Here is a 22,839-nt window from a genome sequence, read left to right on the forward strand (position 1 = left end):
GCCGCATGACACCCACAAGTCAAACCACCCCAAACCGAACCCGAACACCTTGACGAAAGACATAGAGGCACCCCCCCCCGGGCCGGCCCACCGGCCCGGGGGCACCCCGCACCCGTGCCCGGCCGCACCCGCACCCGGCCGGATCCGGGCGCCCCGGGCGCCGGGGCGCCCCGTCCTCACCAGCCCCGCCCCCATGTGGCAAACGCGACATTTCCCCTCCTAGACTGGAGGAATGGCCCGGTCCAATGACGAGGTCGAGGCACTGCTCCGGGAGTACGCGGACCTCATCGCGATCACGGGAGGCGACGCCTTCAAGGCGCGCGCCTACGAGAAGGCGGCCCGCGCGATCGGCGGCCACCCCTTCGACGTCTCCCGCCTCGGGCAGCAGGACCTGCGGAAGATCCCCGGTGTGGGCAGGTCGATCGCCGAGAAGGTGGAGGAGTACCTGCGCACCGGCACCGTCGGCGCGGTCGAGCAGCGCCGGGAGGCGATCCCCGCCGGTGTACGGGAGCTCATCGCGATCCCCACCCTCGGCCCCAGGAAGGCCATGACGCTCTACGAGGACCTGCACGTCTCCTCGGTGGCCGAGCTGGCCGAGGCCATCCGGGCCGAGCGGCTGGGCGGCCTCAAGGGCTTCGGGAAGAAGACCGAGGAGAACATCCTGCACGGCATCGAGCTGATGGAGCAGGCCGGCGCCCGCATCCCGCTGGGCACCGCCATGGACCCCGCCGAGGAGATCGTCGCCGAGCTGTCCCGGCTGACCGGCTGCGCGCACTGCGCCTACGCCGGGTCACTGCGCCGGGTGAGGGAGAGCGTCGGGGACATCGACATCCTCGTCGCAGCGCGCCGCGCGGACCCGTTCATGGCGGCGCTCGGCGAGCTGCCGTCGACCGCCGAGGTGATCGCCCGCGGCACGAAGAAGACCTCGATCCGCACGGTGCAGGGCGTCCAGGTCGACCTGCGGGTGCTGCCGCCCCGGTCCTGGGGCGCGGGGATGCAGTACTTCACCGGGTCCAGGGCGCACAACATCCGCACCCGCACCATCGCCGTCCACCGCGGTCTGAAGCTGTCCGAGTACGGGCTGTTCGACATGGACAGCGAACGGTCCGTCGCCTCCCACACCGAGGAGGAGGTCTACGCACGGCTCGGCCTGCCGTGGATCCCGCCGACGCTGCGCGAGGACCGGGGGGAGATCGAGGCCGGCCTGCGGGGCGAGCTCCCCGAGGTGGTGACCGAGCGGGACATCCGCGGCGACCTGCACACGCACACCTCCCTCACCGACGGTCTCGCCCCCCTGGACGAGATGGTGGCGGCCGCCGCCCGGCGCGGTCTGCGGTACTACGCGGTCACCGATCACGCGCCCGACCTCGCCATGCAGCGCATGACCGACGAGAAGGCGCTGGCCCAGCGGGAGCGGGTGCGGGAGCTGGACGGCGCGCACCGCGGGATGCGGCTGCTGCACGGCACCGAGCTGAACATCGGCCCGGACGGCGAGGTGGACTGGCCAGAGGACTTCCTCGCCGGCTTCGACCTCTGCGTGGCCTCGCTGCACTCCCACTTCGGCCTCGGGCGGCGGGCCATGACCCGGCGTCTGGTACGGGCCTGCGAGCATCCCCGGATCAACGTCATCGGCCACCCGACCGGCCGTCTGATCGGCAAACGGCCGCCCGTGGACGCCGACTGGGACGAGGTGTTCGCCGCCTGCGCCCGCACCGGCACCGCACTGGAGGTCAACGCCCAGCCCGACCGGCTCGACCTCGGCGACGAGGACATCCTGCGCGCCAAGGAGTTCGGGGTGCGGTTCGCCGTGGACTCCGACGCCCACTCCGTCCTCCACCTCGCGCAGTTGCGCTACGGCGTCGGCACCGCCCAGCGCGGCTGGCTCACCCCGCGGGACGTCATCAACACCTGGCCGCTGGGGCGGCTGCGCGGCTTCCTGGCCAAGGGCAGGAAGCGGTGAGAGCGGGCCGGGGGCTCCACCGCCGAGGTGCGGACGCCACCGGCCCGGCCCGACGAGGTCGGCCGGGTCCGGGTGCGCACTGCCCGGGTGAGCGCATACCGCCGCGGGGCGCGGTGCGCCCGGCCGCGGCCTCATGCGCCGGGCGCGGTACCCGGCCACCGCAGTGCGAGCGCGCCGCCGGGCGCCGGATCGATCCGGCAGCCGAACTCCCGGCTGACCCCGTCGACGACGGCACGCAGCCAGGCGGTGTCCGCGGGTGAGGTGTGCCGCAGCCGCATCCGGTGCGCCTTGAGCGGCACCATCCGGACGCCGGCGAGGCGCCCGGTGTCCGGCTGCACCGACACCAGGTACAGCAGCCGCAGGTCGTCGCGGTACTGCTCGTGGCCGCCGATGCCCTCGTAGTCGTCGACCAGGTCGCCGCAGCCGTACAGCACGAGCCTGTCCCTGTACACCTCGAGCGGGCGCGGATGGTGCGAGGAGTGGCCGTGCACGACGTCCACGCCCGCGTCGACGAGGGCGTGCGCGAAGCGGGTGTCGGCGGCGGAGACCTCGTAGTCCCAGTTGCCGCCCCAGTGGACCGAGGCGACGACGATGTCGCCCGGCCGTTTCACCTCCCCCAGCCGCTCGGCGAGTGCCGCCGCGTACGCCTGCGGGTGCACGGCGAGGTCGACGCCGGCCCGTGTCCTGGTGGCGGCCCAACTGTACGGGATACCGCTGGTCGGCAGGCCGAGGGAGAAGACCAGCAGCCGTCCGCCGGACGGCAGCGGCACGAGGGCGGGCCGCCGCGCCGCGTCCGCGTCCCGGCCGGCACCTGCCGTGCCGAGCCCCGCGTCCGCCAGGACGTCGAGCGTCTCCTGAAGGCCGCGCCGGCCGAAGTCGAGCACATGGTTGTTGGCCAGCGCGCAGACGTCGGGGCGGACGGCGGCCAGGCACGGCAGGTTCGCCGGGCTCATGCGGTAGTGGACGCCCTTGCCGGACGCGAAGTCGCCGGCCCTGGTGACGCTGGTCTCCAGGTTGACCACCCGTGCGTCGGGCGCCGCCGCGTCCAACTGGTGCAGCACCTCGCCCCAGGGCCAGCGGTACCCGGCGGGGCGCGGGACGGGGCCGTTCACCGATTCGGCCAGGCCCACGTAGTCGCGGGCGTCGCGGACGTACCCCTCCCTGAGCGTCGGGTCGCCGGGGTGCGGCAGGATCTGGTCGACGCCGCGGCCGAGCATGACGTCACCGCAGAGGAACAGGGTGACGGCGGCGGTGGACACAGGTCACCGGGGCGGTGTGGCCGCGGCGGTCAGGCAGGCGACCACCTCGTCGTCGTCGGTCTGCGCGAAGTCGACGTAGAACTGGCCGATCGCGTAGAACTCCCGCGGTGTCTGCGGGCTGACCAGTTCGTCGGCCTCGCCGCCGAGCCGGTCGGTCCAGCCGTACGGCGCCACGGGCACGGCCAGCACGGTGCGCGCCGCCCCGCGGGCCCGGACGATCCGGCACGCCGCGCGGGCCGTGGATCCGGTGGCCACTCCGTCGTCGACCACCACCACGGTGCGGCCTGCCAGGTCGATCGGGCGGGCCCCGCCGCGGTAGCGCCGCGCCCTGCGCTCCAGGACGGCCCGCTCGCGCTCCTCGACCTCGGCCAGCTCCTCGCGGGTGACCCGGGCGTCACGCATCACCTCGTCGTTGATGACACGCACACCGTCCTCACCGAGGGCGCCCATCCCCAGCTCCGGCTGGAACGGCGTCCCCAGCTTGCGCACCAGGCACACGTCCAGCGGTGCGCCGAGCGCCTCGGCGACCTCGCGGGCGACCGGCACCCCGCCCCTGGGCAGCCCGAGCACCACGACGTCCTCGCCGGTCAGGTGCCGCAGATGCGCGCCCAGCCGGCGTCCCGCTTCCCGACGGTCCATGTAGATCACGATGCGTCCCTCTTCTCCTGTGGCGGCCCCGGGCCGGCCGGCCCACCGTGGACGGGCACCGCCCGGCCGCCGGTGTCGCCCGCGCCGGGCGCCCGGCCGGGCTCTCCTTCCACTGTGACTCGGGGTGCCGCCCGATGCCCAGTACAGGAGGCCGGCAGGGGGTGGCGGCAGGTACACCCCCGATCCACCGCCTGGGCCCAGGGACCCGGTGCGGCGATCCGGCGAGGATGGTGCGCGTCGGCACGGGAGGGAGAGCGCCGCCGCGAGGATCCGCCCCGCAGGGACCCGCAGAGGACACCCGCAGAGGAGACCCGCGGACGACACCCGCGGACGACACCCGCAGGAAGAACCCGCAGGAAGAACTGGAAGAAGACGAACCATGAACGAGACAGGCGCACGACGCCTCACCGGTGCCGCCGGCATCGCCGCCGCGGCCGCCCTCATCATCGAGGTACCTCTCTACTTCGTGTACTCGGGGCCGCCGACGGCCCCCAACGTGCTGTCCCGGCTGCTGATCGGGATCTTCGCGCTGGCCTTCCTGCTGGTCTTCGTGACCGGGCTGCGCGATCTCGTCAGGCGGGTCGGTCCGCAGTACGAGTGGGCCGGGACGCTCGCGTTCGCGGCAGGGATCGCGTACTGCACGCTCACGCTGGTCTCCAGCGGCCTGGAGGCGGGCGCGGTCATCGCCTCCGACCACCGGATCGACCCGACCGTCACCGTCGACGGCACCTACGTCCTGTACGGGTCCATCGGCCGGGTGCTGCTCGCGCTCTTCCTGCTCGCCCTCGGCCACGCCGTCTCCCGCACCGGCCTGCTGCCGCGCTGGACCGCGCGTTCGGCCTACCTGCTCGGTGCGGTCAACCTGGCGTTCGTCCCGTCCCTGTTCTTCGGCAACGACCCCGCGCACTTCTACGCCGCCAACGGCTGGGGCACCACGGCGCTGATGGGCGCGATCCTCAGCTACTGGCTGCTGGCCACGGGCATCGCCACGCTGCGCAGCGCCCGGGGGACGGCGGCGGGCGCGGCGCGCCGGGAGCTCAGCCCGCAGCACTGAGCCGCCGCCGTGCTGCCGCCCTCGCCATGACCCTCGTGTGGACCCTGCCGTTCCTGGCGTGGTGGGCGCTCGGGATCCCGTTGGGGCCGGGCGCCGCCGTCCGTTGGGCGATGCCGTTCGCGGACGTGCCGGCTCGCCCGCGCGTCCCGGCCCGCGGTCGGCCCCGCACCGGACGCGGCCGGGGTGCTACGTCGCCTCCCCCTGGAGGTCCTGGGCGTCCTCGCGGGCGTCCCCCTTGGCCAGCGAGGGCCGCGCCCTGCCGTCGATCCCGGTGTCCTGGTGCAGGTTCCGCACGTTCCTCAGCAGTTCCTCCAGCCGTGCGATCGGCTGTGTCTCCAGGTAGGCGGAGAGGTCCCCGGGCCTGAGATCGGCGGCCGACCAGACGGGCAGTGCGGCCGCTCTGAGCTGGTCGGCGAGCGCAAGGCCGTACGCCGCGTCGGCGGGGGCGTAGCAGACCACGAAAGCACGCTGGTCGGGCTCGGTCACGGGACGGGGCGGCGACGGCAGGGCCGCCGCGACGTTCTCCCGGCGCACCTGCGCGCCCTGGCCGTGCGGTGTCCGGCAGGCCGTCTCGTCCGCGATGACCGCGAAAAGCTCCTCGACCCTGTCCTCGTACTCCCGCTCGTCGACGTTCCCGAAGTCGCGCCAGACCCGGTTGGCGGCAAAGGGCGGAAGGACGGCACCGCCGATCAGCACGGGAATGAACCGCAGGTTGCGCGTCGCTCCGGCCGCGGCCAGGGCCGCGTACTCCTCAAGGGCCCGCGGTGATGTCGCAGAGGCCGGGCTGACGACCACGAGGGCGCACGCCGCGTCGCTGATCGCGGCGTCGGTGCGGTGCACCACCACATCGCCGGGGAGCACGTCCCACTCGTCGAAGAAGACGTTCAGACCGCGTCGGGCAAGACCGCTCGCCAGCCTCCGCACCCAGGGGCCGTCCTCGTGGGCGTGGGAGACGAAGACATCGATCAGGTGGCATCACTCCGGGGCCGTACGGCTCGCACCAGCATGGCGAGGCTCTGGTCGAACCGGTCGCTGCCCGGGTCCCGCAGATCCACCGGTCTGCGGATACGGGCGAAGGGCGGCAGGTCCACGTCCTCCACCAGCACGGGGATGAACCGCCGCCCTCCCTAGCGCACACGCTGGAGGAGGGCCGCGTACTCGTCGCGGATCGCGGCGTCGTTCATGGTCGCACCGCTGAACACCAGCAGTCCGTTGGCCGAGGCGCGCAGGGCCTCTTCCTTCTCCAGGCTCTCCACGAGGCCGGGGCCGATCCACCGGGCCAGGAAGACACGCAGTCCTTCGGCGTCCAGCCGGGACGCCAGCATCTCCGCAAGCCCGCTGTCCGCCTCGGCGTGGGAGATGAACACGTCATAGGTACCGCCCGGGTCCGCAGCAGGCGGGACAGGGGCGAAAGGCCGTCTGCGGGGCAGCCGGTCGCGAACCTCCAGGCCGGTCGAGACGAGCGCGGCGACCACACCGACGACGCCGATCACCAATCCCCACTCATCGGGATCCATGCCGCGACATTACCGGCGGGAAGCGTGGATGCCGGAGCCTTTCGCCGTCAACGGGCCACTTCGGAGGCTGGCTTGAGGTTGGCCCGGGGGCGCGGGCGTCGGGACCGTCCCTCCGTGCACGGCATGCCCCGTGGGACCGCCGGCCGCGGGTGCGTGCGACGGCTCGGCCCCGCGCCCGCCCCGCGGGTGTACGCCCACGGCGCGCGACGGGCCACGGGGCGGCCGTCAGGCCCCGTCGCGCCGGTACTCGTACACCGTCGTGCCGACCTGGCACGCCCCGGGCGGCACCACCTGCGCGCGCAGCACGCCGGAGTGCGGGTCGTAGTCCACGCCCTCGGCCTCGAAGGTGCCGGTGCAGACGCTCTGCTGCGGGAGGGGGCCGAGGTCGCTCACGTGCCCGGTGACCTCCGTGCCGTCCAGGGCGTGCGGCAGGTCCACCTGGAGCAGCGGGCGCGGGTCGGGGAAGAGGTCGGTGGCGGCGTCGTCGGAGGCGCACACCAGTTGGGTGGCGGTGACGAAGTCGCAGCCCTGGATGTCGCGCACCGGGTGGTCGAGGGTGATCTGCCCCGCCTGCGGGAGCGTCCCCCCGGTGGCCGGGGTGGCGGGGTTGAGCAGCGGGGCCGGGAAGACCTGGAGGCGGCCCTGGTCGCCCCACTCCCCGGAGACCAGCCACTGCGCGTCCGGGGAGACGGCGGCGAAGGAGTTGTTGAGCTTCTCGCCCGCGTCGAGCGGGTGCTCGTACAGATAGCGGGTCCCGTCCTGGGTGGTGACCGCGAACATCTTCTTCGTCGCCGTGTCGCCGCCCTGGTAGGCGTCGAAGACGTAGCCGCGGGAGGCGTCCGGGTCGCCGACGTGGTTCCAGCCCCGGATCCGCAGGTCCAGCGGTATCGAGCCCAGGCCGCGGTAGACCAGCGACCCGTCGTCGAGCGAGGCCAGGCCCTCCCCGCCGGTCAGGGAGCCGACGCTCAAGGTGCCCGTGCGCACCCAGCCCTGTGTGGCGGCGGACGCGGTGGCGGCGCACAGCGCGGTCAGCGCGGCGGCGCCGAGGAGCGCCGTGGTGGTGCGGGCGGCCGTGCGGGTGCGGGGACGGAACAGGCTCATGGTCACTGTCACCTCGTCAGGTCCACGGTGGGGAGCTGAGCGTAGCCCCGGCCCAGTGGCCTCGGCCACCCCTTCCGGCCCCCCGTGTCCCGTCCGTCCCCGGCGGTGCGCGCATGCCCGCAGACCGCGTCCGTCCCGCAGTCAAACGGTCAGCGGCTGCCGCGCAGGTGCGGCAGGCGCCGGGCACCTGCCGCACCGGCCACCCGCCCGGCGGCGCCGGCTACGCCCCGAGCAGGGCGAGCTCGTCCGCGTCGAGGGAGAGTTCGGTCGCGGCCACGGAGTCCCTGATGGTCTCGGGGCGGCTGGAGCCCGGGATCGGGATCACCACCGGGGACAGCGCGAGCATCCAGGCGAGGCAGACCCGGTGGGGGCTGACGCCGTGCGCCTCGGCGACCCGGGCGAAGGCGTCGTGGCTGGTGCCCAGGCTGTCCGCCCTGGTGATGCCGCCGAACGGGCTCCAGGGCAGGAAGGCGATGCCGAGTTCGGCGCACAGGTCCAGCTCCGGGCGGCTGGAGAGGAAGGCGGGCGAGAACTGGTTCTGCACGGACACCAGCCGGCCGCCGAGGACCTCGTCGGCCTGGCGTATCCGGGCGGGGTCGGCGTTGGAGATGCCCGCCATCCGGATCTTGCCCTCGTCCAGCAGCTCGGCGATGGCGCCGACGGACTCCTCGTAGGGAACGGCCGGGTCGGGGCGGTGGAACTGGTAGAGGCCGATCGCCTCGACGCCGAGCCGCTTGAGCGACGCCTCGCAGGCCCGCTTGAGGTGCTCGGGGCGGCCGTCGAGGGTCCAGGTGCCGTCCCCGGGGCGCAGGTGGCCGCCCTTGGTGGCGACCAGCACCTCCGAGCCTGCGGAGTGGGTGGCGAGCGCCTTGGCGATCAGTGCCTCGTTGTGGCCCACCTCGTCTGCGTGCTGATGGTAGGCGTCGGCGGTGTCGATGAAGGTGACGCCGGCGTCGAGGGCCGCGTGGATGGTGGCGATCGAACGGGCCTCGTCCGGGCGTCCCTCGATCGACATGGGCATACCGCCCAGTCCGATCGCGCCGACCTGGACGTCACCGATACGACGGGTCTGCATGAGTGCCATTGCCTTTCGACGGCGGGGTGCGGCGGGTGCCGCGGCCGTCCGGCTCCGTCGCGTGCCCGGCGGGGTCTTCGTCCCGGTTCGGGTACGGCGCGCCCGGCCGGACCGCCGCTGATGGGGACAGCCTCGCTCCGGCGACGGCCGGCTGTCCAATAGAAGGGAGCGAACGCATTGAGAGCCTGCTCCGCTGAATCGGACGGTGAACCGGAGAGTGAACCGGAGAGTGAACCGGAGCGGCTCGCTCCGCTGCTGCGGCCAGGACCGGGGGGACCGGAGAGGCCCCTCCCCTCTTGACACTTGCGCATCACCAGCAACAAACTTCCCGGCATTCACGAGCACTCACGGGAGCGCTCAATGGTCTCCGCTTCCGAAGGGTCCTCGATGACGCTGACTCGACGAAGGCTCCTGACGGGCGCCGCCGCCCTCGGCACCACCGCCCTCGGGGCCAGCGCGTGCTCCAGCCCCGCGACCGCCAACCCGGGCCGCCTCACGCTCTGGTACACCTACAACGGCCTGTCCGAGCACGTGCTGAAGGAGGCCGGGAAGCGGTTCGCCGCGGACCGGTTCGTCACCTCGCAGGTGAGCGGCGACCTGACACAGCGGCTGCTCGCCGCCCTCGCGGGCCGGGCCTACCTGCCCGACATCACCATGATCGGCGACAACATCTCCCGGTACTTCGCCGACAGCGACCGCTTCGTCGACCTGAACCGGCTCGGCGCCCGGAAGCTGGCGGACCGCTACCTGCCGTGGAAGTGGCAGGCGGGCGCGAGCCCGGACGGCTTCCAACTCGGCTTCCCCATCGACGTCGGCCCCGCCGCCCTCTACTACCGGCACGACATCTTCGAGGGGGCCGGCTTCCCGAGCGAGCCCGACGACGTCGCCGCCGCCGTGCCCACCTGGGAGAAGTACTTCGCCTTCGGCGAGCGGCTGCGGAAGAAGCTGCCGGGACGCTACCTGATCACGGACACCAAGACCGTGTTCACGTACTCCATGGCCCAGGAGCCGAAGAAGTACTTCGATCCGCACAACCACTACCTCGACGACCAGTCCCACGTCCGGCTGGCGTGGGACCGGTCGGTGGAGGCGTTCCACCGCCGCCTGACCGCCGGGTACGCGGGCTCGCAGAGCGTCAACGGCCAGTCCGTGGACCGGCACGCGGCATGGAACACCGGCCGGGAGCTGAGCCTCGTCAACGCCTCCTGGATCACCGGTGAGATCAAGCAGTCCGCGCCCCGCACCGCCGGCAAGTGGCGGGTGTGCGCGCCGCCCGGCGGCCCCGGCAACCAGGGCGGCTCCTTCCTCGCCATCACCAGCGCCTGCCCGCACCCCGAGGCCGCGTTCGAGATCGTCAGTTGGCTCCAGGACCCGGCGAACCAGACCTGGGACTACCTCGACATCGGCCTCTTCCCGTCCAGCCCCGCCGCCTTCACCGACAAGCGGCTCACCGCGCCCGACCCGTTCTTCGGCGGCCAGTCGACCGTGGAGGTCTTCGCCTCGATCGCCAAGCGGGTGCGGTACGCCTACTTCAGTCCCTGGGACATCACCATCAGCGACACCTACACCGACGAGCTGACCAACGTCGAGCTCGGCGGCAAGGACCCGGAGCGGGCCTGGCACGACGCCAGGACCCGCATCGAACGGCTGCTGCGCCGGCAGGGAGTGCTCTCATGACCGCGATACCCGGCGTCGACGCGCCGCCCGCCCGCCCGGCGCCGCCGTCGCCCTCGGACGCGGCCCGGCGCCGCCGCCGGTGGCGCCACCTGCCCCAGTACGCGGCCATCTCGCCGTTCTTCGTCCTCTTCGCCGTCTTCGGCCTCTACCCGGTGCTCTACTCGCTCTACCTGGCGCTCCAGCGCTGGGACGGGGTCGGCCCGAAGAAGTTCGTCGGCCTGGAGAACTTCCGCTACCTGCTCACCGACGGCCAGTTCTGGGACTCGATCGGCAACACCCTCCTCATCTGGGTGATGTCGACGGTCCCGATGACCGTGCTCGCGCTGCTCATCGCGCTGGGCCTGAACTCCTCGATCCGCTTCAAGGGCGCCCTGCGGATCGCCTACTTCATGCCCAACGTGACGTCGATCGTGGCGATGTCACTGGTGTTCGGCTCGATCTTCAGCGGCGAGTTCGGCATCCTCAACTGGTTCCTCGGCCTCTTCGGCCTCGGCCACGTGCCCTGGCTGGCCGACCCGTGGGCGATCCGCTCTGCCATCGCCATCATGATCGTCTGGCGCTGGACCGGCTACAACGCCATCATCTTCCTCACCGGGCTCCAGGCGCTGCCCACCGACGTCTACGAGGCCGCCCGCATCGACGGCGCGGGGCCCGTGCAGACGTTCTTCCGGATCACGCTGCCGCTGCTGCGCCCGGTGCTGCTCTTCTCGCTGGTGATGTCGGCCATCGGCGGTCTGCAGACCTTCACCGAGTCGCAGGTGCTGCTCGGGGACCGGGGCGGCCCCGGAGCGGCGGGGATGACGATGGTCCTCTACTTCTACGGCACCGCCTTCGCGGACAACGACTTCGGCTACGGGGCCGCGATCGCCTGGGGCATCTTCGTGGTCGTCGTGCTGTTCGCCATCCTCAACTGGCGGCTCGTGCAACGCCCCGACCGGGGCCAGGTCACCACCGAGGAGGGCGGGCGATGAGCACCCGCGGACGGATCCTGACGTACGCCGCACTCGTCATCGGCGCGCTGATCACCCTCTTCCCCTACTACTGGCTGAGCGTGATGGCGTCCAACACCACGGCCGACATCTACGCCGCCCCGCCGAAGCTCGTCTACGGCGGCCAGCTCTTCCACAACATCGGCGAGGTCTTCTCGAAGATCGACTTCTTCGGCTCGCTGCTCAACACGATGGTCGTGGCCGTGGTGACGACACTCGCGGTGCTGTTCTTCGACTCGCTCGCCGCCTTCACCTTCGCCAAGTACACCTTCCCCGGCAGCAAAGCGCTCTTCGGCATCCTGCTGGCCACCTTCGTGGTGCCCACCCAGCTCGCGGCCATCCCGCAGTTCTCCCTGATGGCCCACTTCGGCTGGGTGGGCAGCCTGAAGGCGCTGATCGTGCCCGCGGCCGCCAACGCCTTCGGCATCTTCTGGATGCGCCAGTACGCGGCCGGAGCACTGCCGGACGAACTGCTGGAGGCGGCCAGGATCGACGGCTGCGGCTTCTTCCGCACCTACCTGAACGTCGCCCTGCCCGTGCTGCGCCCCGCGCTCGCGTTCCTCGGCATCTTCACCTTCGTCAACGCCTGGAACGACTTCCTGTGGCCGCTGGTCGTCCTCATCGACTCCCACCACATCACACTCCAGCTCGCGCTCGCCCAGCTCAACGGCCTCTACGTCACCGACTACAGCGTCGTCATGGCCGGCACCCTGGTGGCCGTCGTGCCGCTGGTCATCGTGTTCCTCCTCGGTGCGCGCCACTTCATCCGCAACATCGCCTCGGGGGCGCTCAAGGGATGACCCGGCCTCCCGGGCCCGCCACGACGGCCGGCCGCCGTCACAGCGAACGCCGCACGGCCTCCTCCAGCAGGTCCACGCCCAGCCCCAGCGCCGCCTCGTCGAAGTCGAAGCGCGGCGTGTGGTGCGGGGCGGCGAGGTCGGCTCCGACCGCGAGGTAGCAGGCGCTCCCGCCCCGCTCCTGCACACGGCGCATGAACGCGGTGGCGTCGTCGCTCGCGACACCGCTCTCCGCGGAGGGTGTCACCAGGCGCAGGCCGCGGGCGGCGGCGGCCGCCTCGACCAGCTCCACCGCGCCGCGGTCCGCACGGGCCGTGGTGACCGAGCCGATCAGCTCGATGTCGACGCCGAGGCCGTACGTCTCGGCCGCGCCGCGCAGCGCACGCCGTGCCCGGTCCTCCAGGTCCGCGTTGACGTCGCCGTCGTCGGCCCTGGTCTCCAGCAGCACCTCGGCGGTGTCCGGCACGATGTTGCTGCTGGTGCCCCCGTGGATGGCGCCGACCGCCACCCGTGTCTCGTGGCCCGGGACGCGGGGCAGGCCCTGCACCGCAAGGGTGGCCGCGGCGGCGCCCAGCAGCGCGTTGCGGCCCTCGTGCGGGGCGAGCGAGGCGTGTGCGGCCACGCCGCGGAACACCGCGCGTATCTTGGCGTTGGCCAGCAGCCCGTCCAGCGAGCTGGCCACGGTGCCGGTCGGCTGGTTCAGGCCCAGGTGGGCGGCGAGGAAGACGTCGACGGAGTCGACCACCCCGCTCGGCACCATGGCCCGCGCCCCGCGCCCGCCCTCCTCGGCCGGCTGGAAGAGCAGGGTGAGCGAGCCGGCCTCCGGGGGCTCGGCGGCGATGCGTTCCGCCAGCTCCATGGCGATGCCGATGTGGCCGTCGTGCCCGCACGCGTGCATCACGCCGTCGTGCGCGGAGCGGAAGCCGTCCCGGGCCGGCAGGTGGTCGGCGGCGTCCGACTCGGTGATCGGCAGCGCGTCGATGTCCGCCCGCAGGGCGAGCGCGCGGCCCGGCCGTGCACCCTGCCAGGTGGCCACCACCGCGGTGTTGCCGCCGCGCAGCGAGGGCAGGTGGCGCTGGTCGGCGCCCTCCTCGGCGGCCCGCCGGTAGGCGGCCTCCAGTTGCTCGGCGCCGGGCACGCCCAGCCGTGCTCCGGGGCTGATCACCTCCTGACCGGTACGCACCTGCCAGCCGAGGTCGGCGAGACGGCCGGCGATCAGACTGGCGGTGCGGAACTCGGTGAAGCCGACCTCCGGGTGGCGGTGGATGTCCCGCCGCCAGCGGACCGCCGTGGTTTCCGGCATGCGCCGTCACCTCCTGGTACGTCGATTCGGGTTCGATCACTGATGAAGGGGTTGGGGGGATGGGGGGATGGGTCGGTGGGGGGAAGCCTGCGGGCGCGGAGTCGATCGGGGCGTGGGGTTCGACGGGAGGCGTGGGGGTCGACGGGGGCCGAGTCGGCGGGGCGGGGCCGGCGAGGGGTGCCGGCCCCGGGGCCGCGGCTCAGTGGCCCAGCCTGGTGGGCACGCCGGGGCCGAACGGGATCCCCGCGAAGTAGAAGACGGCGAACAGCGCCACCCACAGCACCGCCACCGGCACCACGAACAGGCTCAGCCGGGCGAAGACCATGCCCAGCGTGAAGTGCCGGTCGTAGGTGCGGGCGGACAGCTCCAGCATGTACACGTACGGGTTCAGCGGTGACACGGGGTGGGTCACCGAGTCGCCGACCCGGTACGCCGCCTGCACCACCGCCGGGTGGTAGCCGAGTCCGGCGAAGACCGGGACCAGCACCGGCGCCAGCACCGTCCACAGCGACGATCCCGAGAACACCACCAGCGACAGCAGCCCGCTGAACGCCATCGCCACCAGCAGTGCGGGGAACCCGGTCAGGTGCGCGGTGCGCAGCACCCCGGCGCCCTGCACCGCCAGGAACTCGCCGACGTGGCTCCAGGTGAACATGGCGATGAACTGGCCCGCGGTGAAGGCGATGACGATGTATCCGAGCATGCCCTGCAACGCCTCGGCCATCAGCCGCGGCACGTCGCCGGCCGCCCTGATGGTGCCGGCGGGCACGCCGTAGGCGATGCCGCAGACGAGGAAGGCGAGCATCACCAGGGTGACGATGCCGTCGAAGAACGGCGACTGGACCAGCCCGCCGCCCGGGCCGCGCAGCGGACCGGAGGGGATCAGCCAGCAGGCGAGCACCAGGACGAGGAACGCGGTCAGCGCGAGGACCGCGCACCGCAGGCCGCGGCGCTGCTCGGCCGTGATCGCCTGGCCCGCCGGTGCCGCACCGCCCGGTCCGGCGCGATCCGGTCCGGCGCCATCCGGTCCGGCGCGATCCGGTCCGGCGCCGTGGGAGGGCGCACCGCCGGAGGCCGCACCGCCGTGCTCCGTACGCTCGGCGGCCGCGCCGTCCCCGTCCCGCGCGGGCCGGTACGGCGGCAGGCTCGGCTCCACCCAGCGGACCAGCAGGAAGCCGGTGAGCAGCGGCAGCACCAGACCCGAGACGGCCTGGAAGAAGTAGTTCATCACCACGGAGGTGGTGATGCCGAAGCCGTGCGGGGCCACCGAGGCGGTGATGGCGGACAGGTTGGCGTCCAGCGCGCCGATCAGCACGCCGGAGGCGTAGCCGACGGTGGTGGAGGCGAAGCTGCCCAGCATCCCGGCGATCGGATGCCGTCCCACCGCGCGGAACGCCAGGGCGGCCAGCGGCGGCAGGATCACCATCGAGGCATCGCCCATCACATGGCCCTGGGCGGCGACGTAGGTCACCGCGTACGGCATCAGCCCGCGCGGCACCCGGGCCAGCACCGCGGAGACCACCGCGTTCAGGAACCCGGCGCGCTCGGCGACGCCGACGCCGAGCAGCATGGCCAGCACCACACCGAGCGGCGGGTAGCCGATGAAGTTGGTGACGAAGGTGGACAACAGGTGCTGGACGCCTGCGACGGAGAGCACCGACCGCACGGGAAGGGCCCCGTCGGCACCGGGGACGCGGGCGGTGGCGTCAAGGTGGGAGAGCACCGCCGAGGCCACCGCCAGGACGATCAGCAGGTAGAGGAAGAGCAGGAACGGGTGCGGGATGCGGCCGCCGGCCCGCTCCACCACGGAGAAGAAGCGGCCCAGGCGACCGAGGTCGAGTGCGCGGCTCCCGGCCGCGGTGGCCGTCCCCTCGCCCGGGCCGGCCGGCTCCCGGGACTCGGGGTCGGGACCGGAGGGAGAGGTCACCGAGGCTCCGGCGCGCCGGGTATCCGGCCGTCGACGGGCAGGGTGGGCACGTCCACCGGCACCGTCTCCGGGTACTTCAGGCCGGCCCCGGTGTTCAGCACCACGACCTCCTCGTCGCCGCGCAACCAGCCGGTGGCGCGCAGGTTCCGCACGGCGGCGAAGCAGGCCGCGCCCTCCGGGCAGATGAACGCGCCCTCGGTACGGGCCAGCTCGCCCTGGGCGGCGAGCAGTTCCCCGTCGCTGACGGCGACCGCGGTCCCCTCGGTCTTGCGGACCGCCTCCAGGACCAGGAAGTCGCCGAGCGCCTTCGGTACCGTGATGCCGAAGGCCACGGTGCGGGCGTCGGGGAAGGCCACGGACTCCGTGTCACCGCGCTGGTAGGCCTCCACGATCGGGGCGCAGCCCTCGGCCTGGACGGCCACCAGACGGGGCAGGTCGCCGCTGATCCAGCCCAGCTCCTGCATCTCCAGCAGCGCCTTGTAGATGCCGATGATCCCGACACCGCCGCCGGTCGGGTAGAGGATCACGTCGGGGACCCGCCAGCCGAGTTGCTCGACGATCTCGTAGCCCATCGTCTTCTTGCCCTCGATGCGGTAGGGCTCCTTGAGGGTGGAGATCTCCTGGTAGCCGGTGCGCTCGGCCACCGCGGCGGCCACCAGCCGTCCCGCGTCGCCGATCAGGCCGTCCACGAGGTACAGCTCGGCGCCGGAGACCACGCACTCGGCGCGGGTGATCTCGGGGGCGTCCACGGGCATCGCCACCAGGCTGCGCATCCCGGCCCGGGCCGCGTACACCGACCAGGCGGCGCCCGCGTTGCCGTTGGTGGGCATCGCGATGCCGGTGACGCCCAGCTCGGCGGCGCGGGAGACGCCGACCGCCGCACCGCGGGCCTTGAAGCTGCCCGTGGGGATCAGGCTCTCGTCCTTCATCTTCAGGGCGGGCACGCCGAGGGCCGAGCCGTAGCGGGGCAGGTCGAGGAGGGGCGTCATGCCCTCGCCGAGGGTGATCACGTTCGCCTCGGAACGCACGGGAAGGACCTCGTGGTACCGCCACAGCGACGGAGGCCGGGCGGCCACCTCCTCCTTGGTCACGGTGGCCCGGACCTGCTCCAGGTCGTAACGCGCCAGCAGCGGGGCGCCGACGGGCGAGGTGCCCTGCACCACATCGGCGTCGTGCCGGCTGCCGGTCCGTGAGCATTCCAGGTGGGTCAGGGCGGAGTACGCGGGCATCGGTTCCTTCTCGGGGTGGGGCCGGTGGTTGTGACTGGGCGACGCGGGTGCGCTGGTGGTTCGGAGGCTGGTGGTGCCACTGAGCACAACCCACCGGGGAATCGTGAGTCAAGTGTTCGAGTGCACTCCAGGTGGTGCGCGCGACCGTTTCGGGGCACCTCCCCCCGTCTCCACCGAGGCACGGGGAACGCGCCGCCGCGGCGCGGGGACCGGGCCACCGCGGCTCGGGGACCGGCCATCACGGCTCGGGGAAACGGGCGGGCCACCACGGCTCGGGACGCCGGGGCGCGGGGGAACGGGTCGCCGCCGCGCGGCACCCGGCCACCGCCGCCGGGCCACCCGCCGCGCCTCGGACCCGGCCACCCCCCCCATGCCCCGGACCCGGCCGCCCCCGCCGTGCCTCAGAGCTCCGTGACCGCGGCCAGCAGCCCCTCGTACTCGTCCGAGCACGGTCCGCAGGCCCGCAGATGGGCCGCGATGCCCGGGTAACGCTCCTCCGGTGCCTGGCCCGCAGCCCTGAGCTCGACGTACACGTGGAGCAGCTCCATCGCCCGCTCGCACCCGACGTCCCGCGGGTCCGTCTCCAGGAAAAGGCGCAGCCGATCGGCCAGGGTCGGCCCGTCCGCGTGGTTCATGACCGCCTCCGCGTCGTCGCGTCCAGGTACCCGTCGGCCTCCAGCCGCAGCCTCAGCTTGCGCCGGGCGTCGAACATCGTCTTGTACACGGCGTTCCTGTTCGTGCCCAGCTCCGCCACCACGGCCTCCAGCGGGACCCCGGCCAGCACCACGGCCACGAAGATCTTCCGCTGGTGGTCGGTGAGCACCTCGTCGATGCCGGAGCGCACCGCGGAGGCCAGTTCACGGGCCTGTGACTCCTCGGCGGGACCGGCGCCCAGCACGTCGGGCAGCCGCTCCCAGTCCTCCGTGTCCATCGGCACCCCGCGGGTGCGCCGGAAGTGGCGGCCGAGCTGGGTGGACACCTCGAAGATCACGAACTTGTACGCCCACGTGGTGAACCGGCTCTCGCCCCGGAACTGGCCGATCTTCCTCGTGATGGCGAGGAGCGCGTCCGCGGCGGCCTGCTGGCCCACGTCCTCCAGCTCCTGCCCGGACAGCCCGTGCCGGTCGTGGCGCCGCGCAAGCTCCTTGAAAGCGATCCGCAGGAGGTCCCCGTACAGCCGCGCGCACGCCTGCTCGTACTCGGCACCCTGCGATGTGAGGGCGGTCACCCACTCCTCGGACACGGGATCCAACGGCGGCGGGGACGACTGATGCGGGTCCTCGGCCGCGGCCCGACCGTTCTCGTCACGGCGTACGGAAGCCATGGTCGTCATCCTAGAGACCGCCCCCGCGGACCCGGGGCGGGCCCGGGTCCGCAGGGCGGTGGCGGCGCCGTGCTCGCGGGCGACGCGCCGGCGCGTTCCTCGACGCGCCGGACCGGGCCGACGCCGTCCCCCGGCACCGGGCGGCCGACGGCTGCGCCGGAGCGGGGTCCTCACGTGCCCGCGCTGACCGGCACGGCCCCGGGGCACCGGGCCGGCTCGTCCGGCACGGCGGTCCGCGCGTCCCGGGCCGCGTCGAGGGCGGGGTTCGCGCAGGCCGAGCCGCTGTCCGAAGGTGTCATGGCGAAGCTCCTGTTCGGGCGGTGGCGGCGGTGGCCGGTTCCGGTGGCCGGTTCCGGCGGTCGGTGCACCGGCTCATGTGCGTGGCGGCGCGGGGGCTTCTTACGCGCAGTACTCGTCTGGGCCGGCGCACACGGCCGAGCGCGGCGGCGGACACCGTGACCGCCGGGTAGCGCCGAGCCCACGGGCCGGGCAGCGGCGCGGGTACGGGGTGCCGGCGGGCGGGCGGCGGCGAGGAACGCCTCGGGACGGGTGTGGCGCCGTGGAGGGACGGGTGTGACGCGGTGCAGGGACGGGGGTGAGTAGAGTGACGGAATGGCGAATCGGGGGCGGGCGCTGAAACTGGCGGCGGTACTGGGCATGACGGCACTCGCGTTGACCGGCTTCGTGCCGGCGCGGAGCCACGGGGGCCACAGTCACCACAGTGGCGGGGGCGGGTGCAGCAGTTCGCACCAGGACCACGACGGCTCGTCGTCGGGCTCGGGCTACGGCTCGTCGTCGACGTCCGGCTCGTCGTCCGGTTCCTCGTACGGCTCGTCGTCGACCTCCGGTTCGGCGTACGGCGATGACGACGACGCCTACGGCAGCGGCGGGAGCACGAGCGGCGGCGCCTACCGCCGGTATCCGACCCGCCACCCGACCTCCTCCAGCTCCCCGACCGGCGACGGCCGGCTGAAGGACGCGAAGGTGAGGCTGATCGGCTGCGCGACGCAGAAGGCCCCGTACGCGACCGTCGAGCTCACCAACGGCAACACCAAGGCGGCCCGCTTCTGGGCGTCGGTCACCTTCGTGGACGCCGACGGCATCACCGTCACCGACGCGTCCGACGATCTCAAGGTGCCCGCCGGGGGCAAGGCGACCACCAGGCTGAAGGTGGGCGGCGAGGGCCTCGCCGAGCTGGTCGACCACTGCGACGTCGACCCGTACGCCACGCCCGTCTCCGACTGACACCCGCGACCGCCCGCGGGCTCCGCGCGGCCCGCGAGCCCGCGTCGGCGCCCCCGCCGGTTGGCCGCCGCCGGTGGGCCCCCGCCGGTGGGCACGGCGGCGCCGTCTCGGCCGACACGGTTACCGTGGCCTGCGAAGGTTCGCGAAGAACGGCGGCTGCGGGAGTACGGAGTGCGGGCGATGGCCTCTGGTGTGGCTAGATTCGTGTTCATGGTGGCGGTGGCGTGCGCCGCGTGCGTCTGCGCCGCCCTCGCCTGGGCCGTCTCGCCGTGGTGCTGGGTGCCGGCCGGCGTGCTGGTGGCGCTGACCGCCCTCGGGACGTGGGACCTGCTCCAGCGCAGGCACTCGGTGCTGCGCAACTATCCGATCCTCGGCCACCTCCGGTTCCTGATGGAGGGCCTCAGACCGGAGCTCCAGCAGTACTTCATCGAGCGCAACTACGACGGCCGGCCCTTCGACCGGGACGTGCGCTCCCTCGTGTACGAGCGGGCCAAGGGCACGGACGCGGAGGAGCCCTTCGGCACGGAGCGCGACCTCTACGCGGAGGGCTACGAGTTCCTGGTCCCGTCCATGGTCCCGAAGGCCGTTCCCGACGAGCCCCCGACGGTGCGCGTCGGCGGCCCCGACTGCACGCGACCGTACGACATGGCGCTGCTGAACGTCTCCGCGATGAGCTTCGGCGCGCTGTCGACCAACGCCATCCTGGCCCTCAACCGGGGCGCGGCGGGCGGTGGCTTCGCCCATGACACCGGCGAGGGCGGCCTGTCGGAGTACCACCTGCGGCACGGCGGCGACCTGATATGGGAGATAGGCACCGGTTACTTCGGGTGCCGCACGAGTGACGGACGGTTCGACGCGGGGAAGTTCGCGGACAAGGCCCGGCACGAGCAGGTCAGGTGCGTGTCCCTGAAGCTGTCCCAGGGGGCCAAGCCCGGCATCGGCGGTGTGCTGCCCGGCAGCAAGGTCAACGCCGAGATCGCCCGCGTCCGCGAGGTGCCCGAGGGCCGGACGGTGATCTCCCCGCCCTACCACCAGGTGTTCGGCACACCGCGCGAGCTGGTGCGCTTCGTGGCGCGGATGCGTGATCTGGCGGGCGGCAAGCCGACCGGGTTCAAGCTCTGCCTCACCTCGCGCCGGCAGTTCCTCGCGGTGTGCAAGGCGATGCTGGCCGAGGACGTCACCCCTGACTTCATCGTCGTCGACGGCGCCGAGGGCGGTACCGGGGCCGCGCCGCTGGAGTTCGCCGACCACCTCGGCACTCCGCTGACCGAGGGCCTGACCACCGTGCACAGCGCGCTGGTCGGCACCGGGCTGCGGGACCGGATCAGGATCGGCGCGAGCGGCAAGGTCGCCACCGGCGCCGATCTCGTCAAGCGCCTCATCCAGGGCGCGGACTACACCAACGCCGCCCGCGCCATGATGTTCGCCGTCGGCTGCATCCAGGCCCAGCGCTGCCACACCAACACCTGCCCGGTGGGGGTGGCCACCCAGGATCCGCGCCGGGCACGCGCGCTGGACGTCGCCGACAAGTCGGAGCGGGTGCGCCGCTTCCAGGAGGCGACCGTGCACAGCGCCCTGCAGATCATGGCGTCCATGGGCGTCACCGACCCGGCGGACCTGCGCCCCCATATGCTGCGGCGGCGCCTGGACGCCACCACCGTGGTCTCCGGCGCCGAGATGTACGACCTGCTGGAGCCCGGGCAACTGCTCGCCGAGCCGCCCCGCACCTGGGCCGAGGACTGGGCCGCGGCCGACCCGGACGAGTTCACCGTCTGAGCGGGGACCGGGCGAGCCCCCGGGCGGGCGACCCAACAGAAGCCGGGGCCGCCGGGGGAGGTCCTCCCCCGGCGGCCCCGGCGCATCACTGAACGCTCTCACGGCTGTCGGTACACAGATCTGAAGGATCGTTTCATCAGATCACCATCGGTACCATCGACGGCGCCTGCCGCCCTCGGCCGCACGGAACACGAAGCCGAGCAGCCAGATCACCAGGACCACCAGCGCGATCCACCACAGAAGCTTCACGGCAAAGCCGAAGCCGAAAAGAAGCAGTGCCAGTAGCAGTACGAGGAGCAAAGGGCCCATCGTCAATCACCTCCGCACCCGCTGGTGCCCTGTCCCGATCGCCTTATGCACTGCTTGTGAAGACGACGTGGCGGGCCTGCGCCCCGGCCGGGCACCGACGGCCCGTCGGGTCCGAACGGGCCTCCCGAACGGGCCCCGGGCCGAGGCGCGCCTGCCCGGGCCCGAGCCGCGGCACCGTGCCCGGCAGGCGCGCCTCGGCCGGGGGACGTCGCGCTCGGCAGCGCGTCCCGCGGTCCCCGGCTCGGCCGGGGAGACGTCGCGCCCGGCCCGGCACCTCACGGCGGGGGTCGCCGCGCCGGCAGCGGGCCTCACGCGGGGTCGCCGCGCCGGCAGCACACCTCACACAGGGGTCGCCGCGTCGCCAGCCCGCCTCACGCAGGGTTCGCCGCGTCGCCAGCCCGCCTCACGCAGGGATCGCCGCGCCGCCAGCCCGCCTCACGCGGGGAACAACGCATCGAGCCAGGCGCGCCCCTGCGGCGGGACGAAGAAGTACCCGCCGCCGACGGTGAGCGTGTACTTCGCCATCGACTCGCCCCGCAGCCTCCTCTGGACGGCTTCGAAGCCGTCTGCCAGGTCCCGCTGGAAGCAGGAGAAGACCAGGCCCCGGTCGCCGTGGCCGCGGTCGTAGTTGTAGCTGCGCCGCACGAGCGGCGGAGGATGACGGCGGTCCGGCGCCGCACGGCGCACATGCGCATCGAGGGGAGTGGCCCTCCCCCGCGGGTCGGCGGCGAAGTCCGCCCGCTGTGCACCGGGCGTCCCGTCCAGCCACCGTCCGTCCTTCCCCCGGCCGATGATCCGCTCCTGCTCGCGCGGGGAGTCCCGGTCCCACAGTCCGTCCGCGAGCCTGATGATCCGCACCACCTGGTAGCTGCCGCCCACCGCCCAGTCGGGCTCGCCCTGGCCGGCCCGGACGAACACGCGGTCGGCGACGGCCCGGTAGTCGCCGGGGTTGCCGTACCCCTCGGTGAAGTGGAACGGGTTCCGGGCCAGCCCCCTGCCGTTCTCCACACGGTTTCCGGGCCGGTTCCCCTCCGCCCTCCAGCGCACCCGCCAGTGCGGAAGGGCGCCCAGGATCCGCTGCGCTGCTCGCGCCGCCGTGTGCGCCGAGGCCCCGGTGACCTGCACCAGAAGATCACCGTGCGACCGCTGCCGGTCCAGCACGTCCCCGGGGAAGGACGGCATCGACCTGAGCCCCCTCGGTCTGGCAGCCGACTCGGGCACGAGCCCGGCCCCAAGGGCGAGCCACGCGGCGACGGGACCGTCGTCCGCCGCGGTGACGACCCGGTGGGCTTCGCCGACCGCACGCCCGGCTTCCTCTTCCGGCACGGCGAGATCGAGGGCGAGAACCTGCGCGTGGGCGAGTGGGGCGGCACCCCGCACGAAAGGGGGATGTGCATCTTCACCGGCGCCGCCGCCGGCAGGGCCGTCCCGCAGCAGGGCAGCGGAGACGGCAGCGGCGGAACCACCGCCCAGACCCGCGAGAACGGCGGAGAGAAGGAGTCTCCTCCTGCTCTTCGCCACTGATAAGCGGGGGACCCACTTCCCGACCATCGCCGCCCACCCTCCTCATCCGCCCCTCAACCACGGCCAGGCACAACCTCGCACGTGGCCACCCCCTCGTACAACGCGTTCGGCGGCCTCATCCCATC

22 protein-coding genes and 1 pseudogene are annotated in these 22,839 nt (G+C 73.1%); 8 read left to right on the forward strand and 15 right to left on the reverse strand.

Annotation, left to right across the window (positions count from 1 at the left end):
* The first annotated feature begins 232 nt into the window (after positions 1–232).
* Positions 233–1,960, forward strand: coding sequence for a DNA polymerase/3'-5' exonuclease PolX (gene polX / locus IE313_RS11765; protein WP_189931034.1), 1,728 nt, complete (start codon positions 233–235; stop codon positions 1,958–1,960).
* Between the two features lie 131 nt (positions 1,961–2,091).
* Here the strand turns inward: polX and IE313_RS11770 are convergent, their stop codons facing one another.
* Positions 2,092–3,219 (reverse strand): CapA family protein, encoded by a 1,128-nt coding sequence (locus tag IE313_RS11770; protein WP_189931036.1) that lies wholly within the window; start codon positions 3,217–3,219, stop codon positions 2,092–2,094.
* A gap of 21 nt (positions 3,220–3,240) precedes the next feature.
* Positions 3,241–3,858 (reverse strand): annotated as a pseudogene (locus IE313_RS11775) (phosphoribosyltransferase); the annotation flags it as partial.
* Positions 3,859–4,246: 388 nt separating this feature from the next.
* Between IE313_RS11775 and IE313_RS11780 the strand changes: the two are divergent.
* Positions 4,247–4,921: a hypothetical protein gene (locus tag IE313_RS11780; protein ID WP_189931040.1), complete on the forward strand. Its 675-nt coding sequence runs from the start codon at positions 4,247–4,249 to the stop codon at positions 4,919–4,921.
* 186 nt (positions 4,922–5,107) lie between these two features.
* On the opposite strand, the gene IE313_RS11785 is transcribed toward IE313_RS11780, so the two are convergent.
* The 5 genes from IE313_RS11785 to IE313_RS11800 all read right to left on the reverse strand — a co-directional run bounded on the left by IE313_RS11785 (position 5,108) and on the right by IE313_RS11800 (position 8,614).
* Entirely contained in the window at positions 5,108–5,845 is a 738-nt protein-coding gene (locus tag IE313_RS11785) for a toll/interleukin-1 receptor domain-containing protein (protein WP_229924554.1), read from the reverse strand.
* Positions 5,846–5,886: 41 nt separating this feature from the next.
* Complete coding sequence (locus tag IE313_RS35110) at positions 5,887–6,027, reverse strand: hypothetical protein (RefSeq protein WP_229924555.1); 141 nt, start codon at positions 6,025–6,027, stop codon at positions 5,887–5,889.
* Positions 6,028–6,048: 21 nt separating this feature from the next.
* The gene (locus tag IE313_RS11790) at positions 6,049–6,438 is read right to left on the reverse strand and encodes a toll/interleukin-1 receptor domain-containing protein (RefSeq protein WP_229924556.1); all 390 of its coding nucleotides are present in this window, start codon (positions 6,436–6,438) and stop codon (positions 6,049–6,051) included.
* Positions 6,439–6,663: 225 nt separating this feature from the next.
* Positions 6,664–7,539: a hypothetical protein gene (locus IE313_RS11795; protein ID WP_229924557.1), complete on the reverse strand. Its 876-nt coding sequence runs from the start codon at positions 7,537–7,539 to the stop codon at positions 6,664–6,666.
* Positions 7,540–7,759: 220 nt separating this feature from the next.
* Entirely contained in the window at positions 7,760–8,614 is an 855-nt protein-coding gene (locus IE313_RS11800; protein ID WP_189931041.1) for an aldo/keto reductase, read from the reverse strand.
* Positions 8,615–9,001: 387 nt separating this feature from the next.
* Between IE313_RS11800 and IE313_RS11805 the strand changes: the two genes are divergently transcribed.
* Genes IE313_RS11805 through IE313_RS11815 form a run of 3 tightly spaced genes read left to right on the forward strand, consistent with a single transcriptional unit; the run spans position 9,002 to position 12,080 of the window.
* Positions 9,002–10,291: an extracellular solute-binding protein gene (locus IE313_RS11805; protein WP_189931043.1), complete on the forward strand. Its 1,290-nt coding sequence runs from the start codon at positions 9,002–9,004 to the stop codon at positions 10,289–10,291.
* Positions 10,288–11,262 (forward strand): carbohydrate ABC transporter permease, encoded by a 975-nt coding sequence (locus IE313_RS11810; protein ID WP_189931045.1) that lies wholly within the window; start codon positions 10,288–10,290, stop codon positions 11,260–11,262. Before IE313_RS11805 ends, IE313_RS11810 begins: the two co-directional genes overlap by 4 nt.
* Complete coding sequence (locus IE313_RS11815) at positions 11,259–12,080, forward strand: carbohydrate ABC transporter permease (RefSeq protein ID WP_189931046.1); 822 nt, start codon at positions 11,259–11,261, stop codon at positions 12,078–12,080. Before IE313_RS11810 ends, IE313_RS11815 begins: the two co-directional genes overlap by 4 nt.
* A 37-nt stretch (positions 12,081–12,117) precedes the next feature.
* Here the strand turns inward: IE313_RS11815 and IE313_RS11820 are convergent, their stop codons facing one another.
* The 6 genes from IE313_RS11820 to IE313_RS35975 form a co-directional block, all read right to left on the reverse strand.
* Positions 12,118–13,380, reverse strand: a complete 1,263-nt coding sequence (locus IE313_RS11820; protein ID WP_189931047.1) for an amidohydrolase — start codon at positions 13,378–13,380, stop codon at positions 12,118–12,120.
* 199 nt (positions 13,381–13,579) lie between these two features.
* A complete protein-coding gene (locus tag IE313_RS11825) occupies positions 13,580–15,307 on the reverse strand; it encodes an AbgT family transporter (RefSeq protein ID WP_189931048.1) in 1,728 nt (575 codons plus the stop codon).
* Positions 15,304–16,536, reverse strand: coding sequence for a threonine synthase (locus IE313_RS11830; RefSeq protein WP_189931049.1), 1,233 nt, complete (start codon positions 16,534–16,536; stop codon positions 15,304–15,306). The genes IE313_RS11825 and IE313_RS11830 overlap by 4 nt, the downstream gene beginning before the upstream one ends.
* 401 nt (positions 16,537–16,937) lie before the next feature.
* Positions 16,938–17,171 (reverse strand): hypothetical protein, encoded by a 234-nt coding sequence (locus IE313_RS11835; RefSeq protein ID WP_189931052.1) that lies wholly within the window; start codon positions 17,169–17,171, stop codon positions 16,938–16,940.
* Positions 17,168–17,860, reverse strand: coding sequence for an RNA polymerase sigma factor (locus IE313_RS11840; protein WP_189931057.1), 693 nt, complete (start codon positions 17,858–17,860; stop codon positions 17,168–17,170). Before IE313_RS11840 ends, IE313_RS11835 begins: the two co-directional genes overlap by 4 nt.
* 170 nt (positions 17,861–18,030) lie before the next feature.
* Positions 18,031–18,159, reverse strand: coding sequence for a hypothetical protein (locus IE313_RS35975; protein WP_268256698.1), 129 nt, complete (start codon positions 18,157–18,159; stop codon positions 18,031–18,033).
* Positions 18,160–18,472: 313 nt separating this feature from the next.
* On the opposite strand from IE313_RS35975, the gene IE313_RS11845 reads away from it, so the two are divergent.
* The gene (locus IE313_RS11845; RefSeq protein ID WP_189931059.1) at positions 18,473–19,105 is read left to right on the forward strand and encodes a hypothetical protein; all 633 of its coding nucleotides are present in this window, start codon (positions 18,473–18,475) and stop codon (positions 19,103–19,105) included.
* Between the two features lie 210 nt (positions 19,106–19,315).
* Entirely contained in the window at positions 19,316–20,881 is a 1,566-nt protein-coding gene (locus IE313_RS11850; RefSeq protein WP_189931558.1) for an FMN-binding glutamate synthase family protein, read from the forward strand.
* A 141-nt stretch (positions 20,882–21,022) separates the two neighbouring features.
* On the opposite strand, the gene IE313_RS11855 is transcribed toward IE313_RS11850, so the two are convergent.
* Positions 21,023–21,190 (reverse strand): hydrophobic protein, encoded by a 168-nt coding sequence (locus IE313_RS11855; protein WP_189931062.1) that lies wholly within the window; start codon positions 21,188–21,190, stop codon positions 21,023–21,025.
* A 435-nt stretch (positions 21,191–21,625) separates the two neighbouring features.
* The gene (locus tag IE313_RS11860) at positions 21,626–22,570 is read right to left on the reverse strand and encodes a Dyp-type peroxidase (RefSeq protein WP_229924558.1); all 945 of its coding nucleotides are present in this window, start codon (positions 22,568–22,570) and stop codon (positions 21,626–21,628) included.
* Here IE313_RS11860 and IE313_RS35115 point away from each other — a divergent pair.
* Complete coding sequence (locus IE313_RS35115) at positions 22,475–22,714, forward strand: hypothetical protein (protein ID WP_229924616.1); 240 nt, start codon at positions 22,475–22,477, stop codon at positions 22,712–22,714. The two genes, IE313_RS11860 and IE313_RS35115, sit on opposite strands and share 96 nt — an antisense overlap.
* Positions 22,715–22,839 lie beyond the last annotated feature (125 nt).

Source organism: Streptomyces sulfonofaciens (genome assembly GCF_014656295.1).
GTDB classification, from domain to species: Bacteria; Actinomycetota; Actinomycetes; order Streptomycetales; family Streptomycetaceae; genus Streptomyces; species Streptomyces sulfonofaciens.